The 18,616-nt window shown below is 63.3% G+C and carries 16 protein-coding genes; 8 read left to right on the top strand and 8 right to left on the bottom strand.

Annotation, left to right across the window (positions count from 1 at the left end):
* Positions 1-336 precede the first annotated feature (336 nt).
* Positions 337-2,742, bottom strand: coding sequence for an ATP-binding protein (locus tag Pan216_RS20590; RefSeq protein WP_145260928.1), 2,406 nt, complete (start codon positions 2,740-2,742; stop codon positions 337-339).
* A gap of 101 nt (positions 2,743-2,843) precedes the next feature.
* On the opposite strand from Pan216_RS20590, the gene Pan216_RS20595 reads away from it, so the two are divergent.
* A complete protein-coding gene (locus Pan216_RS20595) occupies positions 2,844-3,602 on the top strand; it encodes a class I SAM-dependent methyltransferase (RefSeq protein ID WP_145260930.1) in 759 nt (252 codons plus the stop codon).
* Between the two features lie 147 nt (positions 3,603-3,749).
* Here Pan216_RS20595 and Pan216_RS20600 read toward each other — a convergent pair whose 3' ends face one another.
* The 3 genes from Pan216_RS20600 to Pan216_RS20610 all read right to left on the bottom strand — a co-directional run bounded on the left by Pan216_RS20600 (position 3,750) and on the right by Pan216_RS20610 (position 4,981).
* The gene (locus Pan216_RS20600) at positions 3,750-4,259 is read right to left on the bottom strand and encodes a hypothetical protein (RefSeq protein WP_145260932.1); all 510 of its coding nucleotides are present in this window, start codon (positions 4,257-4,259) and stop codon (positions 3,750-3,752) included.
* Positions 4,260-4,381: 122 nt separating this feature from the next.
* Entirely contained in the window at positions 4,382-4,735 is a 354-nt protein-coding gene (locus Pan216_RS20605; RefSeq protein WP_145260934.1) for a hypothetical protein, read from the bottom strand.
* A gap of 42 nt (positions 4,736-4,777) precedes the next feature.
* Complete coding sequence (locus Pan216_RS20610) at positions 4,778-4,981, bottom strand: hypothetical protein (protein WP_145260936.1); 204 nt, start codon at positions 4,979-4,981, stop codon at positions 4,778-4,780.
* Between the two features lie 386 nt (positions 4,982-5,367).
* Here Pan216_RS20610 and Pan216_RS20615 point away from each other — a divergent pair, with 386 nt between their 5' ends.
* Together Pan216_RS20615 and Pan216_RS20620 are read left to right on the top strand one after the other, a co-directional pair.
* Positions 5,368-6,312 carry a fasciclin domain-containing protein gene (locus Pan216_RS20615; RefSeq protein ID WP_419192787.1) on the top strand — a complete coding sequence of 315 codons (945 nt, stop codon included), beginning with the start codon at positions 5,368-5,370 and terminating at the stop codon, positions 6,310-6,312.
* 430 nt (positions 6,313-6,742) lie between these two features.
* A complete protein-coding gene (locus Pan216_RS20620; protein ID WP_419192788.1) occupies positions 6,743-7,537 on the top strand; it encodes a DUF3050 domain-containing protein in 795 nt (264 codons plus the stop codon).
* 521 nt (positions 7,538-8,058) lie between these two features.
* Here the strand turns inward: Pan216_RS20620 and Pan216_RS20625 are convergent.
* A complete protein-coding gene (locus tag Pan216_RS20625; protein WP_145260942.1) occupies positions 8,059-8,442 on the bottom strand; it encodes a DUF423 domain-containing protein in 384 nt (127 codons plus the stop codon).
* A 474-nt stretch (positions 8,443-8,916) separates the two neighbouring features.
* Here Pan216_RS20625 and Pan216_RS20630 point away from each other — a divergent pair, with 474 nt between their 5' ends.
* From Pan216_RS20630 to Pan216_RS20645, 4 genes are all read left to right on the top strand, one after another.
* Positions 8,917-9,861: a DUF1559 family PulG-like putative transporter gene (locus tag Pan216_RS20630; protein ID WP_145264200.1), complete on the top strand. Its 945-nt coding sequence runs from the start codon at positions 8,917-8,919 to the stop codon at positions 9,859-9,861.
* A 271-nt stretch (positions 9,862-10,132) separates the two neighbouring features.
* Positions 10,133-10,450, top strand: coding sequence for a hypothetical protein (locus Pan216_RS20635; RefSeq protein WP_145260944.1), 318 nt, complete (start codon positions 10,133-10,135; stop codon positions 10,448-10,450).
* A gap of 66 nt (positions 10,451-10,516) precedes the next feature.
* Positions 10,517-11,722 carry a M14 family zinc carboxypeptidase gene (locus tag Pan216_RS20640; protein ID WP_145260946.1) on the top strand — a complete coding sequence of 402 codons (1,206 nt, stop codon included), beginning with the start codon at positions 10,517-10,519 and terminating at the stop codon, positions 11,720-11,722.
* Between the two features lie 42 nt (positions 11,723-11,764).
* Positions 11,765-13,486: a sulfatase gene (locus tag Pan216_RS20645; RefSeq protein ID WP_145260948.1), complete on the top strand. Its 1,722-nt coding sequence runs from the start codon at positions 11,765-11,767 to the stop codon at positions 13,484-13,486.
* Positions 13,487-13,699: 213 nt separating this feature from the next.
* On the opposite strand, the gene Pan216_RS20650 is transcribed toward Pan216_RS20645, so the two are convergent.
* Complete coding sequence (locus tag Pan216_RS20650) at positions 13,700-14,281, bottom strand: LOG family protein (RefSeq protein ID WP_145260950.1); 582 nt, start codon at positions 14,279-14,281, stop codon at positions 13,700-13,702.
* Positions 14,282-14,502: 221 nt separating this feature from the next.
* Between Pan216_RS20650 and Pan216_RS20655 the strand changes: the two genes are divergently transcribed.
* Positions 14,503-16,116, top strand: a complete 1,614-nt coding sequence (locus tag Pan216_RS20655) for an aspartate:alanine exchanger family transporter (protein WP_145260952.1) — start codon at positions 14,503-14,505, stop codon at positions 16,114-16,116.
* Between the two features lie 215 nt (positions 16,117-16,331).
* Here the strand turns inward: Pan216_RS20655 and Pan216_RS20660 are convergent, their stop codons facing one another.
* Positions 16,332-18,044 carry an adenylate/guanylate cyclase domain-containing protein gene (locus tag Pan216_RS20660; protein ID WP_145260953.1) on the bottom strand — a complete coding sequence of 571 codons (1,713 nt, stop codon included), beginning with the start codon at positions 18,042-18,044 and terminating at the stop codon, positions 16,332-16,334.
* Positions 18,041-18,418 (bottom strand): response regulator, encoded by a 378-nt coding sequence (locus Pan216_RS20665; RefSeq protein WP_145260955.1) that lies wholly within the window; start codon positions 18,416-18,418, stop codon positions 18,041-18,043. Before Pan216_RS20665 ends, Pan216_RS20660 begins: the two co-directional genes overlap by 4 nt.
* Between the last annotated feature and the right edge of the window lie 198 nt (positions 18,419-18,616).

Here is an 18,616-nt window from a genome sequence, read left to right on the forward strand (position 1 = left end):
GGCGACCCGGTTCCGCGAAGAGAACCCCCTCACCCCTAACCCCTCTCCCACAGGGAGAGGGGAACAAGAGCCGGCCTCTCCCACAGGGAGAGGGGAACAAGAGACTCACTCTCCCACAGGGAGAGGGGAATTACTGACCTCTCCCGCGGGGAGAGGTCGGCGAGCGCAGCGAGACGGGTGAGGGGATTCAATGCTCGGTCAAACAAGATGGCTGGCTGGAAGAGAACCCCCTCACCCCTGACCCCTCTCCCACAGGGAGAGGGGAACAAGAGACTCACTCTCCCACAGGGTGAGGGGAATTACTGACCTCTCCCACGGGGAGAGGGGAACAAGAGCCTATCCGCCGGCGACAAATCGACTGACGGTCGTCATGAGGTCCTGGCGATCGACGGGCTTGACGACGTAATCGTCGAACCCGAGACGGAGACATTCCTCGCGGACGCCTTGCATCGCGTGGGCGGTGAGCGCGACGATCGGACGCGTGTACCCCTCGTGACGAAGCCTCGCGAGCGCGTCGAACCCTCCCAACTGCGGCATGCGAAGATCCATCAGCACCACGTCGAAGGGCCGTTTCTCCCGCTCGGAGTCGCGAATCCGTTCCATGGCGAGAAGCCCATCCTCGGCGGTTTCGACCTCGAGACCGGCTTTTGTCAGCAAGTACTCGATCAACCGCCGGTTGTCGGCGCTGTCGTCGACGAGCAACACGCGACCAGCGAGATGAGGAGTCTCCGACGACGTCCACACCTCCTCCTTCCCCTCATGAGGCTGCTCGCCCGACGCGAGGAGCACCAGCTTCCCGGCCGGTCCGATCGGGAGCCGCACGGTGAAGGTGCTCCCTTTGGACGGCTCGCTGGCGACGTCGATGGTTCCGCCGAGCATCCGCACCAGGTTGGCGCTGATCGCCAGGCCGAGCCCCGTCCCGCCGTAGCGAACCTCCGTCCACGAGTCGCCCTGGACAAAGGGCGTGAACAGGCCCTTGCGCTGCTCGGGGGGGATGCCGATGCCGGTATCCACGACCTCGAACAGGAGCACGAGATTGGCGGCGTCCGAGTCCTCGAGCCGAACGTCGATGCGAACGCCCCCGGCGTCGGTGAACTTGATCGCATTGCCGACGAGATTGAGAAGGACTTGCCGCAACCGCGTCGGATCGCTGGCGATGCTTTGGGGCAGCGGTTCGGCGAACTGCGCTTCGAGCGTGATCGTCTTTTCGTGGGCGCGCAGTCGGAGTAGCGAGACGACCTCGCGCACGATCCGCACGGGATCGGTCGGCCGGTACTCGATCGTCAATCGCCCCGCCTCGATCTTCGAGAGATCGAGGATGTCGTTGATGACGCGGAGCAAGTGTTGGCCGTTGCGGGTGATGGTCTCGGCCCATTGGCGTTCCTCGCTCGTCTCCCCCTCGCGCTCGCCGAGCAGTTCGGCGTAGCCCAGGATCGCGGTGAGCGGGGTTCGCAGTTCGTGGCTCATGTTCGCGAGAAAGGCGCTCTTACTGAGGCTGATCGACTCGGAGCGAGCCAGGGCGCGTTCGGACTCGCGAAGCCGGTTGGCCAGGACGATGCCGATCGTCAATCCGAAGATCAAGTCGCCGAAGGGCGTGAAGCGGAGCCAGCCTCCGATGGAGAAAATCAGCAACACGATCTCGACCAGGGTGGTGAGCGTCAGCGCGAAGAACCCGATCGCGATGATGCGGGCCTCGCGCGACCCACGGGCCGCCGCGCGAAGGGCGATGACCAGCAGCATCACCAGGGTCGGCATCACCGCCGCGAAGAGGACATCGACCGCCCAGATCGCGTTGATCAGGTGCAGCGAGACCAGGATCGTCGTCAGGACCGCGGCGAACAAGTGGACGAAGCCGATCCGTTCGCAGAGGCGCCCCATACGACCGCGGACGATCTCGCCCAAGACAATGCACATCGCGAAGACGGCCGTCCAGACGAAGGGATACCACATGAAAAACGTCAAACGCGGACGTTCGGTCAGGAGCCACGTGATCGGGGAGAGGCCGAGATTGAGCAGGCCCGTGGAGAAGGCGAAGACGGCGAAGGCCTGGTAGATGCGCGTCGCCCGTTGGTGGATCGCGATGGGAAGAAAGAGAAGCCCGACCGCGAGAAAGACGCTGCCAACGACGACGTCGTGCAGCCCGCTGGCGACGACCCGGCGCACTTGCCCCACGCCGTTGCCGATCGTCACCTCGTCGCGAATGCCGATGTTCTGGTGGGTGGAGAAGACGCGAAAGTAGATCCAGCCGCCCAGCCAGTCCGACTGGATGGGGATGAAGGCCATCACGCCGATCGCGACGTTCGCGCCGCGAGGAGAGAGGTCCTCGAACTCCTGGACCAGTCGCCCGTCGATAAAGGCGCTGCCCCCGTCGTAGACGCGCCCGAGACAGAGTTCCGGGTGAATCCAATCGCCCTTGGGCAAGCGGGCGCGGAACCAGACGACATTCTCGAACCCACGATCGGGCGGGTTGTAGGGCTGGGCGATCGGTTTCCACTCGCTGGCGTCGTTCCCAGCGAGGGCCCAAAGCGGCCGGCCATCCGCGTCCATGGGGGAGTCGCCCCAACGATACTCCCACTGGGTGACATCGTCGATCACTTCCCCGCCGTCGCCTGAGTGTTCCTGGGCGAAGGTCGCGAGCGGGGAAGCGGCCACGAGCCACCCCAGCGCGATCCAGCCCACGATCCCCGCGCGGGGACGTGCTGACCCGACTTTCGAGACGAAGCCTAAATCGTGCGTTCGCACCCAACCACCTCAAGATCTCTTGGCGAAACGACCCAGGATGGGCATTCTACAAAAGCGGGTCGGCGGGGCGGCCGCGAGTTCTCCCGAGGATCGAATTGACGATGAGCGAGACCGGATCGGAACGACAGCTAGGCAACTTCACCGCGCAGGCGGCGGCCTACTCGAAGGCGCGGCCGACCTATCCGCCCGAACTGATCGAAACGATCCGCGATCACCTCGGCGTCGCGCGCGGTGACGAGGTCGTCGATCTCGGCGCGGGCACGGGGATCTTTTCCAGGCAACTGATCGACGCCGGACTGCGCGTGGTCGCGGTCGAGCCCAATGATGCGATGCGGCGCCAAGCCGAAGAAGTCTCAGGCGTCCGCTGGACCAAGGGGACGTTCGAGGAAACGGGACTCGACAACGCGAGCACCGACTGGATCTGCGCGGCCCAGTCCTTTCACTGGGCCGAGCCCGCCCGCGCCCTTCCCGAGCTGGCCCGCGTCCTACGGCCGGGGGGAGGACTCACCGTTATTTGGAACAACCGCGACGAGGAAAACGATCCGCATCTCGCCCGACTGCGTGGGCAGATCGAACGGCTCGTCCCCGAGTTCGACTTCGACTACCGCACGAAGGATTGGGAAACGATCCTCACCGCTGGCGGGCTCTTTCGCGACGTGGTCTTCCACGAAGCCCGGCACGTGATCCGAATGACTCGCGAATCGTTCCTCGAGCTGTGGCGCAGTCAGAACATGCTCACGGTCATCGCGGGACCGGAGCGCATGCGGGAATTGTCCGACTGGGTACGAAAAGATACGGCCGCGCGGGAGACGATCGACGTCCCCTACCACTGCGTGGCATGGACCGCGCGATTGGCTTAGCGTCCTGGTCGGCAACATCCTTGCACGAACTCTTGTCCATCGTTTATGCGGTATCTCGCCGAATCAAAGGCGTTCTCCGCATGCCCACGGCCGGAGTGGGCATGGCACCCAAGAGACGTTTAGCCAATGAATTCACCAATCGGGACACTAGCGACGCGAGCGGCGGCGTTTATCGTCCTCGCGACTCGAGACGGCGACGAGTCCGTGCTCGGTGATCTTGTAGCGATAGATTCCCTTGCCGACCGTCGACTCGACGGCGATGAGGACTTCGGCGCTCCCTTTGACGTCGAGGTGCAGTTCGAGCGAACTGTAGCCGGAGGTATGGAACTGGATCGCGTTGCCCTGGCGGTTGACCCGACAGAACTCCTTCGACGTCCCATCGAAGCCCTTGATGGTGCTTCGCTTGGGATTGATCGCGGCGTCTTTCAGCGAGATCATCCCACGGTTTGGCACCGGCACCAGCCAGGGCGCCCAGACAATCACCAGCGTGCCTTGGTCCTGATAGGTCCGTCCCCAGAGATGAATGGCACGCTTGCTCCGGTCGAGCGGAATCTCTTGCCGGGCCTTCGCATGGCCCTCGTCACCCGCTGCGAAGGTAAGCGCCCCTGGCACGAGTAGACCAACCAGCAAGAGTGCCACCACCCCGCGTCGCATCATCGGCTTTCCCCCCAAGAGACCCCTCACGTACGCCCTGAACTACCTCCGCGGGCGGTGATGGGTTTCAAGGCACGATGCGGGGGAGCGTGACGAGCTGACCGCCGACCGCGGCCACCGCTCGCTCACCCTCCGCCACGAAACAGAGCCCCTCCCAGCAACCTCACCGACGAGAGAGCCAGGTACGCTGACCTCCCTAGGAGCAACCGACCGAGCAGGTTTGACCGCACTCCCGGGCCCAGTTCGGCGACGCGTCTGCCGGCGACGAGGATCCGCAGGGCCATGCCTTGGCGATTCAGCATCGACGTCAGCCCCCTCCGAAGCCACGATCGCTTGGGCCAAAACAGTCGCCCACCCGCGAGAAGGGAGGCCACCCCATCGAACTCGAGGATCAAGCGTTCCCGTTCGCCCCGGACGAGGATCTTGCCCGCTGGTCCCACGAGCGTGACCAGCCCGTCGACTTCCATGACCCTAGGCATCGAATTTCCTCCTCGACCGAGGCACGATCGCGACACGTGTCGTCAACTGGCTTCGTCGCGAGTGCGAATCGCCAGCGTCCCGTTGAGCTCCCAACGCGCTTGCTCGGCATCGGCACCGACATGACTGGGAACTCCGACGTGCAGATCGCGAAACTCGTAGACGATCTCCGCTCCTCGACCGGTGAGTTTCTCGTACAGACCTTCCGCCAGCTCCGGCCACGTCTTTGGAACATGCTGCTCCGCCATGTCAATCTCTCCCAACAACGATGTGTGGTAACGCGATGAGCCTCTCCGCGAGGGACACCGCCATCACCTTTCCGAGAGTTACGCGACCGTATTCCCGCGAGAGGCACGCGATCGCAAACGATATCAAATGATAGATGCCGGGCGTTTTCCTCCGGACCCAAAAACAACCGTCGCCGCACGTGTCTCGACGCCGAATCGCTCCAACCCCACAGAAAACCTTGGAAAAACGGACTTGCACCGCGCCACCAAATATGGCCGTTTTGAACGTTTTTCTCGATTGCGAGCCGACCGCGCCGCGCTATGGTGTTTTCGGATCGGGAAACGCGGACGCCGAGTGGTTCGGCCGAACTGTCACCGAGACGAGACTCAAGGGATGCGGAGGAAGTATGTTGGTTTCGCCACTGAACCGAGCGATCGCGGCCACGCTCGTCGCGACGACGTGCGCTCTAGCGAGCGCGAACGCGGAGAAGAAAGACATCGTCGACACCGCCGTCGGCGCGGGTGATTTCCAAACACTCGTGACCGCCGTCAAGACGGCCGGACTGGTCGAGACTCTCAAGAGCGACGGCCCCTTCACCGTCTTCGCTCCCACGGACGCGGCGTTCGCCAAGCTCCCCGAAGGGACCGTTGAGAAACTCCTCAAGGACAAGGAGAAGCTCAAGAGCATCCTGCTCTATCACGTCGTCGCCGGCGACTTTCCCGCGAGCGCCGTTGTCAAGGAGAAGCAACTCGAATCGGCCCTCGGCCAACCGCTCACCGTCAAGGTCAGTGGCGATGGGGTGACTATCGACAACGCGAAGGTGGCCAAAGCCGACATCGAGTGCTCCAATGGCGTCATCCACGTGATCGACGAGGTGCTGCTTCCCACGGCGGAAAAGAAGGGCGCCGCGAAAGTTCCCGCGAACTCGTCCGACGACATCGTCGGCGTTGCGCAGAGTGCTGGCTCGTTCAACACGCTCCTGACGGCCGCCAAAGAGGCGGGGATCGTCGAGGCATTGCGAGCCGATGGTCCGATCACTGTCTTCGCGCCCACCGACGATGCGTTCGCGAAGTTGCCGGCGGGGACGCTCGACTCGCTGCTCAAGGATAAGGAAGCGCTGACGCGGGTCTTGACCTACCACGTCGTGCCCGGCGATGTCTCCTCGGCGGAGCTCGTCACCAAACACGCCGTCGCCACCCTGCTCGGCGAGTCGGCTCCGGTCCAGGTGAGCAAGGACTGTCAAGGGACCATCCAGCGCGTGGCGGTCGGTGGTGCCAAGGTGATCAAGGCCGACATCCACGCCAGCAATGGGATCATCCACGTCGTCGATTCGGTCATGATGCCGCACTAACGACGACGCGTCCGAATCCGCGCTGGGGCGTGAACCGTCTAAAAGGGGAGGAACGGGGCGCGTCCCGGCGTGGTTGTTACGACCCGCCACCACTCATTGCCACCGCCGCCGTCCTGGCGGACACATCGGTTCGTTCAACGCTGGAATGAGCCGCTCCAGACCTCGAACCGATCTCACCGACGCGTCAAGAGCCGTTGCCCCGGCCTCCGACGGAGCGCCGGTGCCCTCATGTTCGCTCAACAGGAACCGTGATCGTCGCCGCACTCCATGGCAGCCGACTCCCAACCGCGCCGATCGGTCAGATCACGCAAGCGATGCGCCGAAACAGCGGAATCACTCCCACTTTGTGTGTAACATCGCCCCGCCTTTTGGCATAGAATGGCCGACATCAATCCAAATTCGTTCCGCACGCGGGAGGAGCGCCACCAGAGTGATTGACCGAGTGACACAACTCAAGGATGAGCTACGGGAACACCGTCTCTACCGAATGGTAACCACCCCCGTGGCTCTGCGCATCTTCATGGAGCGCCATGTCGTCTGTGTTTGGGACTTCATGAATCTCTTGAAGAGCATTCAGAACGACATTGCCAGTACTCGGATCCCTTGGATACCGCCCGCCGACTCGGAAGCCGCCCGCTTCGTCAACGAGATCGTTCTCGCCGAGGAATCCGATCGCGGTCCCGGCGGCCGTCCGACGAGCCACTTCGAATGGTACCGCGAGGCGATGCTCGAGGTCCGCGCCGACACGAACCCGATCGACCGGCTCCTGGCGAGTCTCTCGGTGGGAGCTCCGTTCGAGGCGGCGATCGAGAACTCCTCGTTGCCCCACGAGGCGATTCGGTTCACCCAGGCGACCTGGTCGTTTTTGAGCGAGCCGCTTCCGGTGCGCGCGGCGGTCTTCTATCACTCGCGGGAAGACTTGATTCCCCGGATGTTTCCCTCGATCGTCAAACGACTCGCCGACAAGCATCTGCCTTGCGATACGTTGGTGCAGTATCTTGAAAGGCACGTCGCGATTGATTCGGACAAGCATGGTCCCCTCGCCAATCGCTTACTTGAGCGGCTTTGCGAGTCCGATCCGTCGATGAAGACCCGCACGATGGTCGCCGCGTGTCGCGCGGTGGCGGCTCGCCGAGAGCTTTGGGACGCGACGGTCGATCGGATCCTGCAACTCACCCCCCGCTCCTTCGACGACCTCACCGACACGAAGAAGATGCGCACCTAGCGGTCCCCTGTTCTGGGTGCCATGCTTGGTGCCCCCTGCTCACGCCTGCGCGGGCATACCGAGAGGATGCCTCACTCGGAGTTGAGTCACTTTGGAACAGGGCGTTTCGGCAATCGAGAATCCCCTCACCCCTAACCCCTCTCCCACAGGGAGAGGGGAACAAGAGACTCACTCTCCCACAGGGAGAGGGGAACAAGAGGCTCACTCTCCGACAGGGAGAGGGGAACAAGGGACTCACTCTCCCACGGGGAGAGGGGAATTACTGACCTCTCCCGCGGGGAGAGGTCGGCGAGCGCAGCGAGACGGGTGAGGGGATTCAATGCTCGGTCAAACAAGACGGCTGGCTGGAAGAGAACCCCCTCACCCCTAACCCCTCTCCCACCGGGAAGAGGGGAATTACTGACCTCTCCCGCGGGGAGAGGTCGGCGAGCGCAGCGAGACGGGTGAGGGGATTCCATACTCGGTAAAACAAGACGGGGTGTTGGAACAGAGGCGTGCTCGAGGAACCACCCGCTAGAACGTCAAGGTGTTCGCGCGGTCATCGTCAGGGCCGCGACCACCAACGCTCCCCAACCCACCATGAGGCCGAGGCCTCCGAGGGGCGTGATCGCGCCGAGCCACTTCATCCCGCTGAGCACCAACAGATAGAGCGTTCCCGAAAAAATCACCGTCCCCCCGAGAAACGACCACCCAGCGACTTGCAGCGCCGACGAGGACCAGATCGCCGTCGCGATCCCGACGCCGACCAGAGCCAACGCGTGATACATCTGGTAACGCACCGCCACTTCGAAGACGTCGAGCCGTTCCGGCGTCAACTGGTCCTTGAGCAAGTGGGCACCGAACGCGCCGGCCATCACCCCAAAACCACCCAACAGGGCCCCCGCCACGATCCAAAAACGTTCCATCGGTCGCTCCGTTCGAAGTTATCTCGTTCTCCGTTCTATCGAAGAAGAACGCCAGTAGCACGTACCGTTTTGAATCGGCCTCCGCGACGCGACGTGCCGAGGACACTCTTCTTTTCGCCGCTTCATCGGAACCTCCCATTTGAGCACTCGGCCGCCATGATGGCGACGGGCTTCCCTCCCGGCCACAACGAGTCGTCCGCGCGTCCACGTCGGTCAAGTCGAGTGTCGGGCAGGCCCGTTTCCGACCAGCGAGAGGCCATCGCACCCGTGACGTGGAGTTTGGTAGATCTCTGGCGACGGCGCCTTGTCCCGACGTGGACGACTTGTGCCCCCTCTCTGAATGAAGTTGCAACCCGCGCCCCTGTCGGTCTAGGATGGCGTTCTCTTGGGGCGGGGTGAAGATCATTGCGCGGCGCTCGATGCGCGCCACGGTTGTTCGCTCATCATTACACTTCCCTGCAAGAGGAGCGTGTCATGTTCAGACGTCCCCGCGGAGTCAACGCCTTCACCCTGGTCGAGCTACTGGTGGTCGTTGCGATCATCGGTATCCTCGTCTCACTCCTGCTGCCCGCCGTTCAACAAGCGCGAGAGGCCGCCCGGCGTACGCAATGCGTCAACAACCTCCGCCAAGTCGGGATCGCGCTACACGAGTATCACGAGTCGCACTTGGTGTTTCCTCCTGGGCAGTTCAACAGCATCGGCTCCGATAGTCCCTTTGTCCTGGCGGACCATCAAACGAATCGATCATGCTGGATGCAGCAGTTGCTTCCCTATCTGGACCAATCGGCTCTCTTCGAGCAGTTCGCCCCGGCGATGGATGGCACGCTCGACGTCAGTCTGGGCGCGTTCTCGTACCCAGGTAGGGAAACGCGCGTGCCCACACTGATTTGCCCGACCGATCCGAATGGGGGAAAGAACACCACCGCCGGCGCCGCGTCTCAAACACAGGGCTTTCACGGAAACTACGCGTTGAGTGTCGGTTCAACCCCCTTCGGCGCCTCCGGTTCCGCCAATCCGCTCGACGGCATGTTCTATGTTCTCTCCAGCACGCGCCTACGCGACGTTGTCGATGGCACCTCGAAAACCATGATGGGAAGCGAGAACTTGGTCGTCCCCGACACGACCGCTCACGACCTCCGCGGCCGCTACTTCAACTCCTACGAGGGCAACACGCTCGTGAGCACCTACAACCCACCCAACACCTCCGTGGGTGATCGACAGAGTTTTTGCATCGCCGCTCCCGCCACCCCCTGCACGATCACCGGGGACTTTGTCATGTACGCGCGCAGCCAACATCCTGGCGGGGTCAACATCTTGCTTGCCGATGGCAACGCTCGTTTCGTCTCCGAGAACATCTCGACGCTCCTTTTTCGTGGCCTCGGCTCGCGAGCGGGGAACGAGATCGTTCACGAATTTTAGGGCGATCGGTTGGAACTCGACTCACCGCGCGGGCGGAACGTCCGGCTGCTCGAGTGTCGGCGCTAGCCAACGCGAATACTTCGCCGAGGTCTCCCGCGCCGCGGCGTCCCCTGCTGCGGCACGGCGATCACCATTGGCGCTTTCACCCTGAAGGACCGCTATGTTCAACCCGCGAAACCCACTGTTTCTCCTTGCCGTCGTCGTGGCAACAACCTCCCTCGGATGCGGTTCGGGAGACCATGGCCCGAAGCGATTTCCAATTTCCGGGGAGGTGACGTTCGATGGTGAACCCATCGAGATGGGGGATATCCTCTTCGTCCCGGAAGATGCCGACGCCGCCACCGACGCGGGGTCGATCCGGGGCGGTACTTATCATCTCGAAGCGACCGCGGGCGCCAAACGAGTCGAAATCCGCGCGATCCGTGAGATTCCCGGGAAACTCGTTGAAGATGGTGCCAATCCAGGCAAGAAAAGGGCTGCGGAAGAGGAATTCATCCCTGCGCAGTTCAACAGCGAAAGCCGCCTGACCGTTGACGTCGCCACCAACGGTTCGCAAACGTTTGACTTCAATCTCGAGAGTCACGATTGACGCTCGCGCGGCGCCATTGGTTAACGCCGCCCTCCGGAGATCGCTCCCACTATCGTTGGTTCCAGCATGCAACACGCCGCCGCTTTCGTCACTCTTATGCTCCTCCTTCCCAATGGTGCGGCTGATTCGCAACCCCTCACCATTGACACCAACTTCCCGGGGGGGTCGGCGAAGGTCGAGACCATCGACCAGGAACGTCGGCTCATCCGGCTCTCCCCCTCGCCACATCGCGACCGCGGCTGGATCTGTTGGTGGTACGTCCACATCAAGGGACTACGTCCCGGCGAAATCCTGACCCTCGATGTCGGCCCCGCTCCCTGGGCGACGCCCGATCGCGCGACCTTCAGCCTCGACCACAAAACCTGGCAACAGACCGCTCCCGGCAAGCGCGAGGGGAAACGCATCGTCTATCGCCAGCAGGTCGATGGACCCGAGGCTTGGTTCGCGTGGGGACCGCCCCTGGTTCCCGATGACGCCGCCCGCATGGTGCGCGAAGCGGCGGCGCGACTCCCCGAGGCCGAAGTCTTCAACCTCGCCACGACCCGCGAGGGACGCGAGACGCCGGCCCTGCGCCTCACCGCCTCCGCCGAGGCGACGCCCCGTTTCGGCCTCTGGATTCAGGCTCGCCAGCATGCCTGGGAAAGCGGATCAAGCTGGGTCGCCAAGGGCCTGCTCGACTGGTTGACCTCCGACGATCCCGGCGCGACGTGGCTCAGGCGGCACGCCGATATCACCTTCATCCCGATCATGGACATCGACAACACCCAGCGCGGCGCGGGCGGAAAGAACCAGAAACCGCAGGATCACAATCGCGACTGGACCGACGAGCCACATTGGAACGCGGTCGCCGCGGCTCAAGAGGGGCTGATGGAGATCAAAGCGCGGGGCAACCTCGACTTCTTCATCGACTTGCACAATCCCGGCCCCCAAGACAAAGACGCGTACTTCTACCTGCCGCCGCCGGAGCTCCTATCGGAAGCGGCCGCGAAGAACTTGGCGCGATTTCTCGCCGCCGCCCGTCAAGAGATCAGCGGGCCGATTCCCTTCGAGGGACGAACGATTCCCTCGGGCAGCAAGTACGATCCGAAGTGGCAAGCGATCAGCAAGAACTGGGTCGCGACCCACGGAGGCGATCGTGTCGTCCCGGTCACCCTGGAGACGGCTTGGAACACACCAGGGAGCACGACCGAGGGCTACCAGCGTGTCGGCCAACAGCTCGGTCGCGCGATCGTGCGTTACCTCAAGGAACGCGCACCGGGCACCCCCGAGTGACGAACCCTGGTCACGACGACTCGCCCCAAGGAACCGATATCGATGTCAACCAAACTCCTCCCGTTCGTTCTTGCCGCGCTCGTGGACGGCTCGAGCTTTTGGTCCACGACGGGCCAAGCCGCCGAAAAGCCTGACTCGGAGCGACATCCGAACGTCCTGTTCATCTCGATCGACGATCTGAACGACTGGCTCGGCTGCTTGGAAGGCCATCCCGAGGCGCTGACGCCCAACATCGACCGCTTGGCCAAACGCGGCGTCCTCTTCACCAACGCCCATTGCAACGTCCCGGTCTGCTCGCCCTCGCGGACGAGCCTCATGACGGGGATGCAGCCCTACCGCACCGGCGTCCACACCAACGGCGACACGCTCTTTCAACTCAAGGGCAAGTACACGACCCTACCCGAACAGTTCGCGGCCAACGGCTACGAAACCCTCGGGGCGGGCAAACTCTTTCACAGCGCCGGCCTCTACGCCAAGTTCTTCGAGTCCTACGGGCCGGCGTCCGGCAACCAGGGAGGCCCCTTCACCCGCGCGGAGCTCGATACCCTCAAACAAGACCCCGTCCATCAGGTCGATCGCGGCCCGGGCAATCTCAAGGCGACCCTCCCTCTCAACGGGATGCCCGATGATCGCCGGACCGGCAAGTCCCGCAACAACACCTTCGACTGGGGGCCAGTCGACGTGAGCGACGACGAGATGCCCGATGGCCAAGTCGCCGCCTGGGGAGTCAAGCAACTCGAGCGCCGGCACGAGCGACCCTTCTTCCTGGGCGTCGGCTTCTACCGTCCGCACCAACCGCTCTTCGCTCCGCGCCGCTATCACGAGATGTTTCCCCCGGCCGAGATGACGCTTCCCCCTTTCCGAACGGATGACCTCGACGACCTCTCGCCCTACGCGCGTCGGCTCGCGGTCCTGCCGCTGACAGCGGGACGGCACGATACCGTCGTCAAGTACGGCCAATGGCCCGCGGCCGTGTCGAGCTATCTGGCGAGCGTCCGTTTCGTCGACGAACTCGTCGGCCGGGTCGTCGATGCGCTCGACGCATCCCCCGACGCGTCCGACACCGCGATCGTCCTCTGGTCGGACCATGGCTACCATCTGGGGCAGAAGCGGCATTGGGGCAAGTACACGCCGTGGCGCGAGTCGACGCGCGTGCCGTTGATCATCGTGCCGCCGAAGGAGGACGGGGGAACCGGCTTCGCGCGGGGAGCGACGTGCGATCGCCCGGTCAGCCTCGTCGATCTATACCCGACGCTCCTTGCGTTGTGCGACCTTCCCGAGCCACACGACCTCGATGGTCGTTCGCTGCTGCCGTTGCTCGAGGATCCCCAGCGAGCATGGAATCATCCGGTGGTCACGACCGTTGGCCGGGGAACCTACAGCGTTCGCGATCAGACGCATCGCTATGTCCGCTACTTCGACGGTTCCGAGGAGTTGTACGATCTCCGGGTCGACCCCAACGAGTGGACCAACGTCGCCAGCGACCCGATCCAACAGTCGGTGAAGAGTCGACTCCAAGCGGCGCTGCCGACCGACGAAGACGTCACCCATTTCGTGCGGATGGGAAGGTGGAAAGCGGTCATCTTCAAGGATCCGGGCCGCGCCCCCCTGCTCTTTGAGCTCGTCGCGGGGACCGGCGGTGGAGGTGGGATCGGCGAGACGAAGAGCGTCGCGTCGAGTCATCCGGAGGTGCTCGCCCGCATTCGCCGAGGCTTGGCCGATCTCCCCCAACCGGCCAAGCATGTCGTCCTAGCAGCCCGTTGATCTATTCGCTGCCGGCTACGAACGGCTCTGTTGACCAATCTCGGCGTTGAAAAACCTCGACGAATCTACGGATTTGCCCGCGCTTTTCCTCCTTGATCTTGGCCAACATGGCTCGTTCTCGCCTTGTCCCGTCCGCTTGAATCAACGGACTGCTACCGAGCGAGTCCGCGCCGAATTGACGGCTCGGCGACCACCGCTCGCGAAACTCGCGTGCTACGCGGGAGAGTTTGCGTGAAACTTGTGGTGGGCAGGGAGTTCGTAGTTCAGCAGATCCGTGAGCAGCTTCTCCGGACGGTCGTTGACGAGCAGAAGTTCGGCGTATTGGCTCTTGATGAATCCCTCACCGACCGCGTGACCGATGAAGGTGACGAGGGCGTCGAAATAGCCAGCGATGTTGAGCAACCCGATCGGCTTGCCGTGGAGCCCCAGTTGGGACCAGGAGAGGACTTCGGCGATCTCCTCCAATGTTCCGAAACCGCCCGGCAGCGTGACGAAGACGTCGGCGAGGTCTTGTAGCAACGCCTTGCGCGCGTGCATATCGGTCACGACGTGCATGTCCTCGACCCCCGGGTGCATCGCTTCCTTGGTCGCGAGCCCTCGTGGGATGACGCCGCGAACCTTCCCCCCGGCCTCGAGCACGGCATCGCTGACCGCGCCCATCAGCCCGACGCTTCCCCCTCCGTAGACCAACCCAAGCCCCTGCTCGACCATGGTTTTCCCAAGCTGCTGAGCCGCTTGTCGGTACTCGGGCTTCACGCCCTCCTTGGAACCACAGTAGACGCAAATCCATCGCATGAAACAGCCTCCCACCAAATCCCATCCGTCAACGGAGTCACAGAGACGTCCGATCGAGCCTCGGTTCGCCTAGAATCTCTCCCACGAACGCTCGCCTCGGCTTTTTCAATGAGTAGGCATATCGACGCGCGGAAGGAATCACGGCGCGAAAAGTGGGCGATCGCGATTCGCAACGACACCCGACGCTTCATCGTCCGTCCCCACCGGTCGAAGGAAGAGACTTGGACAGCATTCAGCAGTACTTGGCGTCCCAGCCCGCCGTGACCCTCTTCGTGATCATGGCGGTTGGGCTACTCGTTGGCCACATCAAGTTGGCCGGCTTCTCGTTGGGCCCATCGGGGGTTCTCTTCGTCGCCCTGGCATTTGGGCACTTTCAGATCATCTTGCCGCAGGTGCTCACGGGCTTGGGAACGGTCCTGTTCGTCTATGCCGTCGGGCTGCAAGCGGGCCCCCGCTTCGTCTCGGCGTTTCGCCGCCGGGGGATTACCCTCGCGTCGATCACCCTGATCACGCTGATCGGAACCGCGCTGGCGGCGGTCCTGGTCGCCTACCCACTGGGCATCAAACCGGCTCTCGTCTCCGGACTTTTCGCCGGAGCCTTGACGAGCACGCCGGGGCTCGCCGCGAGTCTCGAGACCCTGCAGACGCCGGACGTCTCGGTCGGCTACGGCATCGCGTACCCCTTCGGAATACTCGGGATCGTCGTCTTCGCCCAACTCCTTCCTCGTTGGCTCGACCTCGACCTCAAGGCCTCGGCCGCGGAGCTGGAGGCCTCGCAGAAGCCGCCCCGCGTGACCAGCGCCTGGTTTCGGGTGATCAACGCCCAGCTCGCGGGTCTGACCGTCCGCGAGATCGGCGACGCCCTTCCCCAGGGCGTGGTCCTTTGCCGTATCTCGAACGAGGGAACGATTCGCGCCGCCCTGCACGACGTCAATCTCGACTCCAACACACTCGTGCGGGCGACGGGAACCGTCGACCAGTTGCGGCGACTCGAGTTCCTCCTCGGCCCGCGCTCCGACGACTACGAGGAGCCACGCTCGACGATCACCTCACGCGACCTCGTCGTCACCGAACAAGCGGTGACCGGCCAAACCCTCCACGAGATGCGCTTCAACCAACGCTACGGCGTCAACATCTCGCGGCTGTGGCGGGACGAGTTCGAAGTCGTTCCCGACAAGAACACCCGGCTCGAGTACGGCGACATCATCCGCATCGTCGGCGACGTCCACGATTGCGAGCGCATCGGTCCCCTGGTCGGACACTCCGAGCGGCGCATCCAGGAGACGCGCTTCCTGCCCTTCTCCCTCGGCATCGTCCTGGGAGTGATCATCGGTGCCATCCCCATGACACTTCCCGGTGGCACGACCGCCAAGCTCGGCATGGCGGGGGGGCCTCTCTTCGCGGGGTTGGTGCTCGGTCATCTGGGGCACCTCGGCTCGATGTCGTTTCGCGTTCCCTTCGCCGCGAAGTTTTTCATCCGCGAGGCGGGTCTGATGATGTTCCTTGCCGGCGCCGGCACCAGCGCGGGTCAGGACTTTGTCTCGGTCGTGGCTCGGGAGGGGATCACCCTCTTTCTCGCGGGCGCGGTCATGACCGTCGTGCCACTGCTGATCGCGTTTCCGCTAGCCCACTACGTGTTTCGGCTCGACATTCTGACGGCGTTGGGCGGCATCTGCGGCGCGATGACGAGCACCCCCGGCCTCGGCGCGGTCTGCGAGGCCGCCGACTCGGAAAGTCCGGCGCTCGCGTACGCGACGGTCTATCCGATCGCGCTGATCGCGGTGACGATCCTCGCGCCGCTCTTGCCGACGATCATCGAGCAGTGGGGGAGATAGCGTCTGATCGGGAAGGCCGACGTTGGCCCTCCGCGCCCCCCGAGAACAGGTAGGAGTAGCGCCTAGCAGCCCGTTGATCTATTCGATGCCGACTGCGTTCGATGCCGACGGCTAGCGCTCTGTTCCAACTTGAAGTTTGTGTTGGTGCAACCCTAGCCCTTTGGCACTGGCTGACAAGCAGACAATGGCACCCGAATCTTAGATGGACCAATGCACTAATCGACGCAGGTCCGTTTGGTGGCGTCAATGAACTTGAATTGCAGGTTCCCCTTGCCCTTGACGGGGATCGTCGCGCACGAGTCGCAGTCGAAGTGTTGCTCGACTTGCCGCCAAGCGGGCACGCTCAGCGCGAGGTGACCGGGACGGCCGTTACTCTCCATCCGCGCGGCGGTGTTCACGGTATCCCCCCACAAATCGAAGAGATACTGCCGGCGACCGAGCAGCCCCCCCACCACCGGCCCGACATGAATGCCGACCCGCACGTCCCAGTGGGGACGAACCGCGTGCGCCGACCGAATGATCTTCAGCCCGCAGTGAACCGCGTCGAGAACCGGGTTGGCCACCGGCTTGAAGAGCCCCGCCGCCGCCATGAACGAATCGCCGATCGTCTTGATCTTCTGCATGTTGTACTGGATGGCGTGTTCCTCGAACGCGATCACCAGTTCCTGCAAATTCGAGACAATCTCCTCGGGATCGCGATCCTCGCAGTAGGGCGTGAAGCCGACGATGTCGGAGAAGAGGACCGCGACATTCTCGTAGCGGCGCGGCTTGACGTCGTCGGTCGCGATCAGCTCGTCGACGATCTCCGCCGGCAAGATCACATGCAGCAGATCGTCGGCACGCTTCTTCTCGGTCTCGATCTGCTTGAGGTAGACCACCTCGCGATCGCGCAGACGCTTCTTTTCCAGACACGCGCCGATGCGCGCCCGTAGGACGGTCGGATTGAAGGGCTTGGGAAGATAGTCCTCTGCCCCCGCCTCGATACAGCGCACCACGCTGTCGATCTCGTCGAGCGCGGAAATCATGATCACCGGCAAGTCACGATGCTGCGGGTCGCGCTTGATGTGCTCGAGCACCTGAATGCCGTTGATCTCCGGCATCATGATGTCGAGCAGAACCAGATCGAAGGCTTCCTTCTCGATCATGCCGAGGGCTTCGCGGCCGTTGCCGACCACTTCGACCTGGTGCCCCTGGCGACGCAGTTGCCGCGAGAGCATCTCGCGATTGATCTCGTTGTCGTCGACGAGCAGGAGGCGGCCGCGGTCGCTGTCGTGCGGGTAGGCGGCCGGCGACTCGATGGTATGAATCGTCTCGAGAACGTCGCGAAGCATCCCGGAGACCGCCGAGTCCTCCAGGGCGATCTCCTCGGCCTCGCGCGGGGCACGCGTCAAGCCAACGATCTGGTCGATGAGGCTTAAGAGGCGAATCCCCGATAGATGAATCCGCTCGAGATCCGAGACGACTCCCGTGTTGACCGCCCCTCGAGCATCCTCGATCAACATCTCCGCGTAGCCGATAATGTGATTCAGCGGCGTGCGCAGTTCGTGTCGGACGCGGGCGCCAAACGCTTCGGCATCAAGGCGTCCCTCCTCCAATCGCTTTGGATCGAGTAGGGCGTTGACCATGTCGAGCAGCATGAGGCCCGAGTTGTGAATTTTCCGCACATCGCCGGAGAAACTCTCGTCCGAGGCACTCTCGGCGTCCTCGATCAGCATCTCGCTGTAGCCAATGATCGCGTTGATCGGCGTACGGAGCTCATGACGGAGATTGGCGAGCACGGCGCTACGGCAACGATCGACTTCCAGATCGTCGCGCGCGCCGTTCTCCCGCACCAGACCGGCTTGGGGAACCGACGTCGTTCCCGCGTCGTCGAGCGGAACTCGATCGACCGGATCGCTGGACTCAGGATGGGACGTTTCATCGTTCATGATGGCTCTTGCCCACCGGCTAGCTGCTCAATCTTCACGAGAAGTCGTTTGAAGTCGACCGGCTTGGTGTCGTAGTCGTCGCATCCCGACTCCATCGCCCGCTCCCGGTCGCCCGCCATCGCGTGGGCGGTCAGGGCGATGATGGGAATCGCGCGCGTCGCCTCGTCGGCCTTCAGCAGTCGCGTCGCCTCCCAACCATCGATGATAGGCAGACTCATGTCCATCAGCACGAGATCGGGCGCCGTCGACTTGGCCATCGAGACTCCCTGCTCGCCGTCGAGGGCGATGTCGACCTCGTAACCCCGCCGCATCAGACGCCGCGAAAGCATGTCGCGGTTCATTTCGTTGTCTTCCACGAGAAGAATCTTGGTCATCAAATCACTCCACCGAGCGAGTGAGCGATGACGCGAGCCTCGCCGCGGGCTTCTCGGTCGTCAACAAGTCGGGCGGGGTCGAAGCACCGGAGTCCATCGACAGGGTCCTCATCTCGAGTCGGGCCGGACGCATCGGTCTCGCGGTCCGTTGAACGATTCGAAGCCGAGCGTGAACGATGCTCGCCTTGGCCCCGCTTC

The organism is Kolteria novifilia, from assembly GCA_007748055.1.
GTDB classification, from domain to species: Bacteria; Planctomycetota; Planctomycetia; order Kolteriales; family Kolteriaceae; genus Kolteria; species Kolteria novifilia.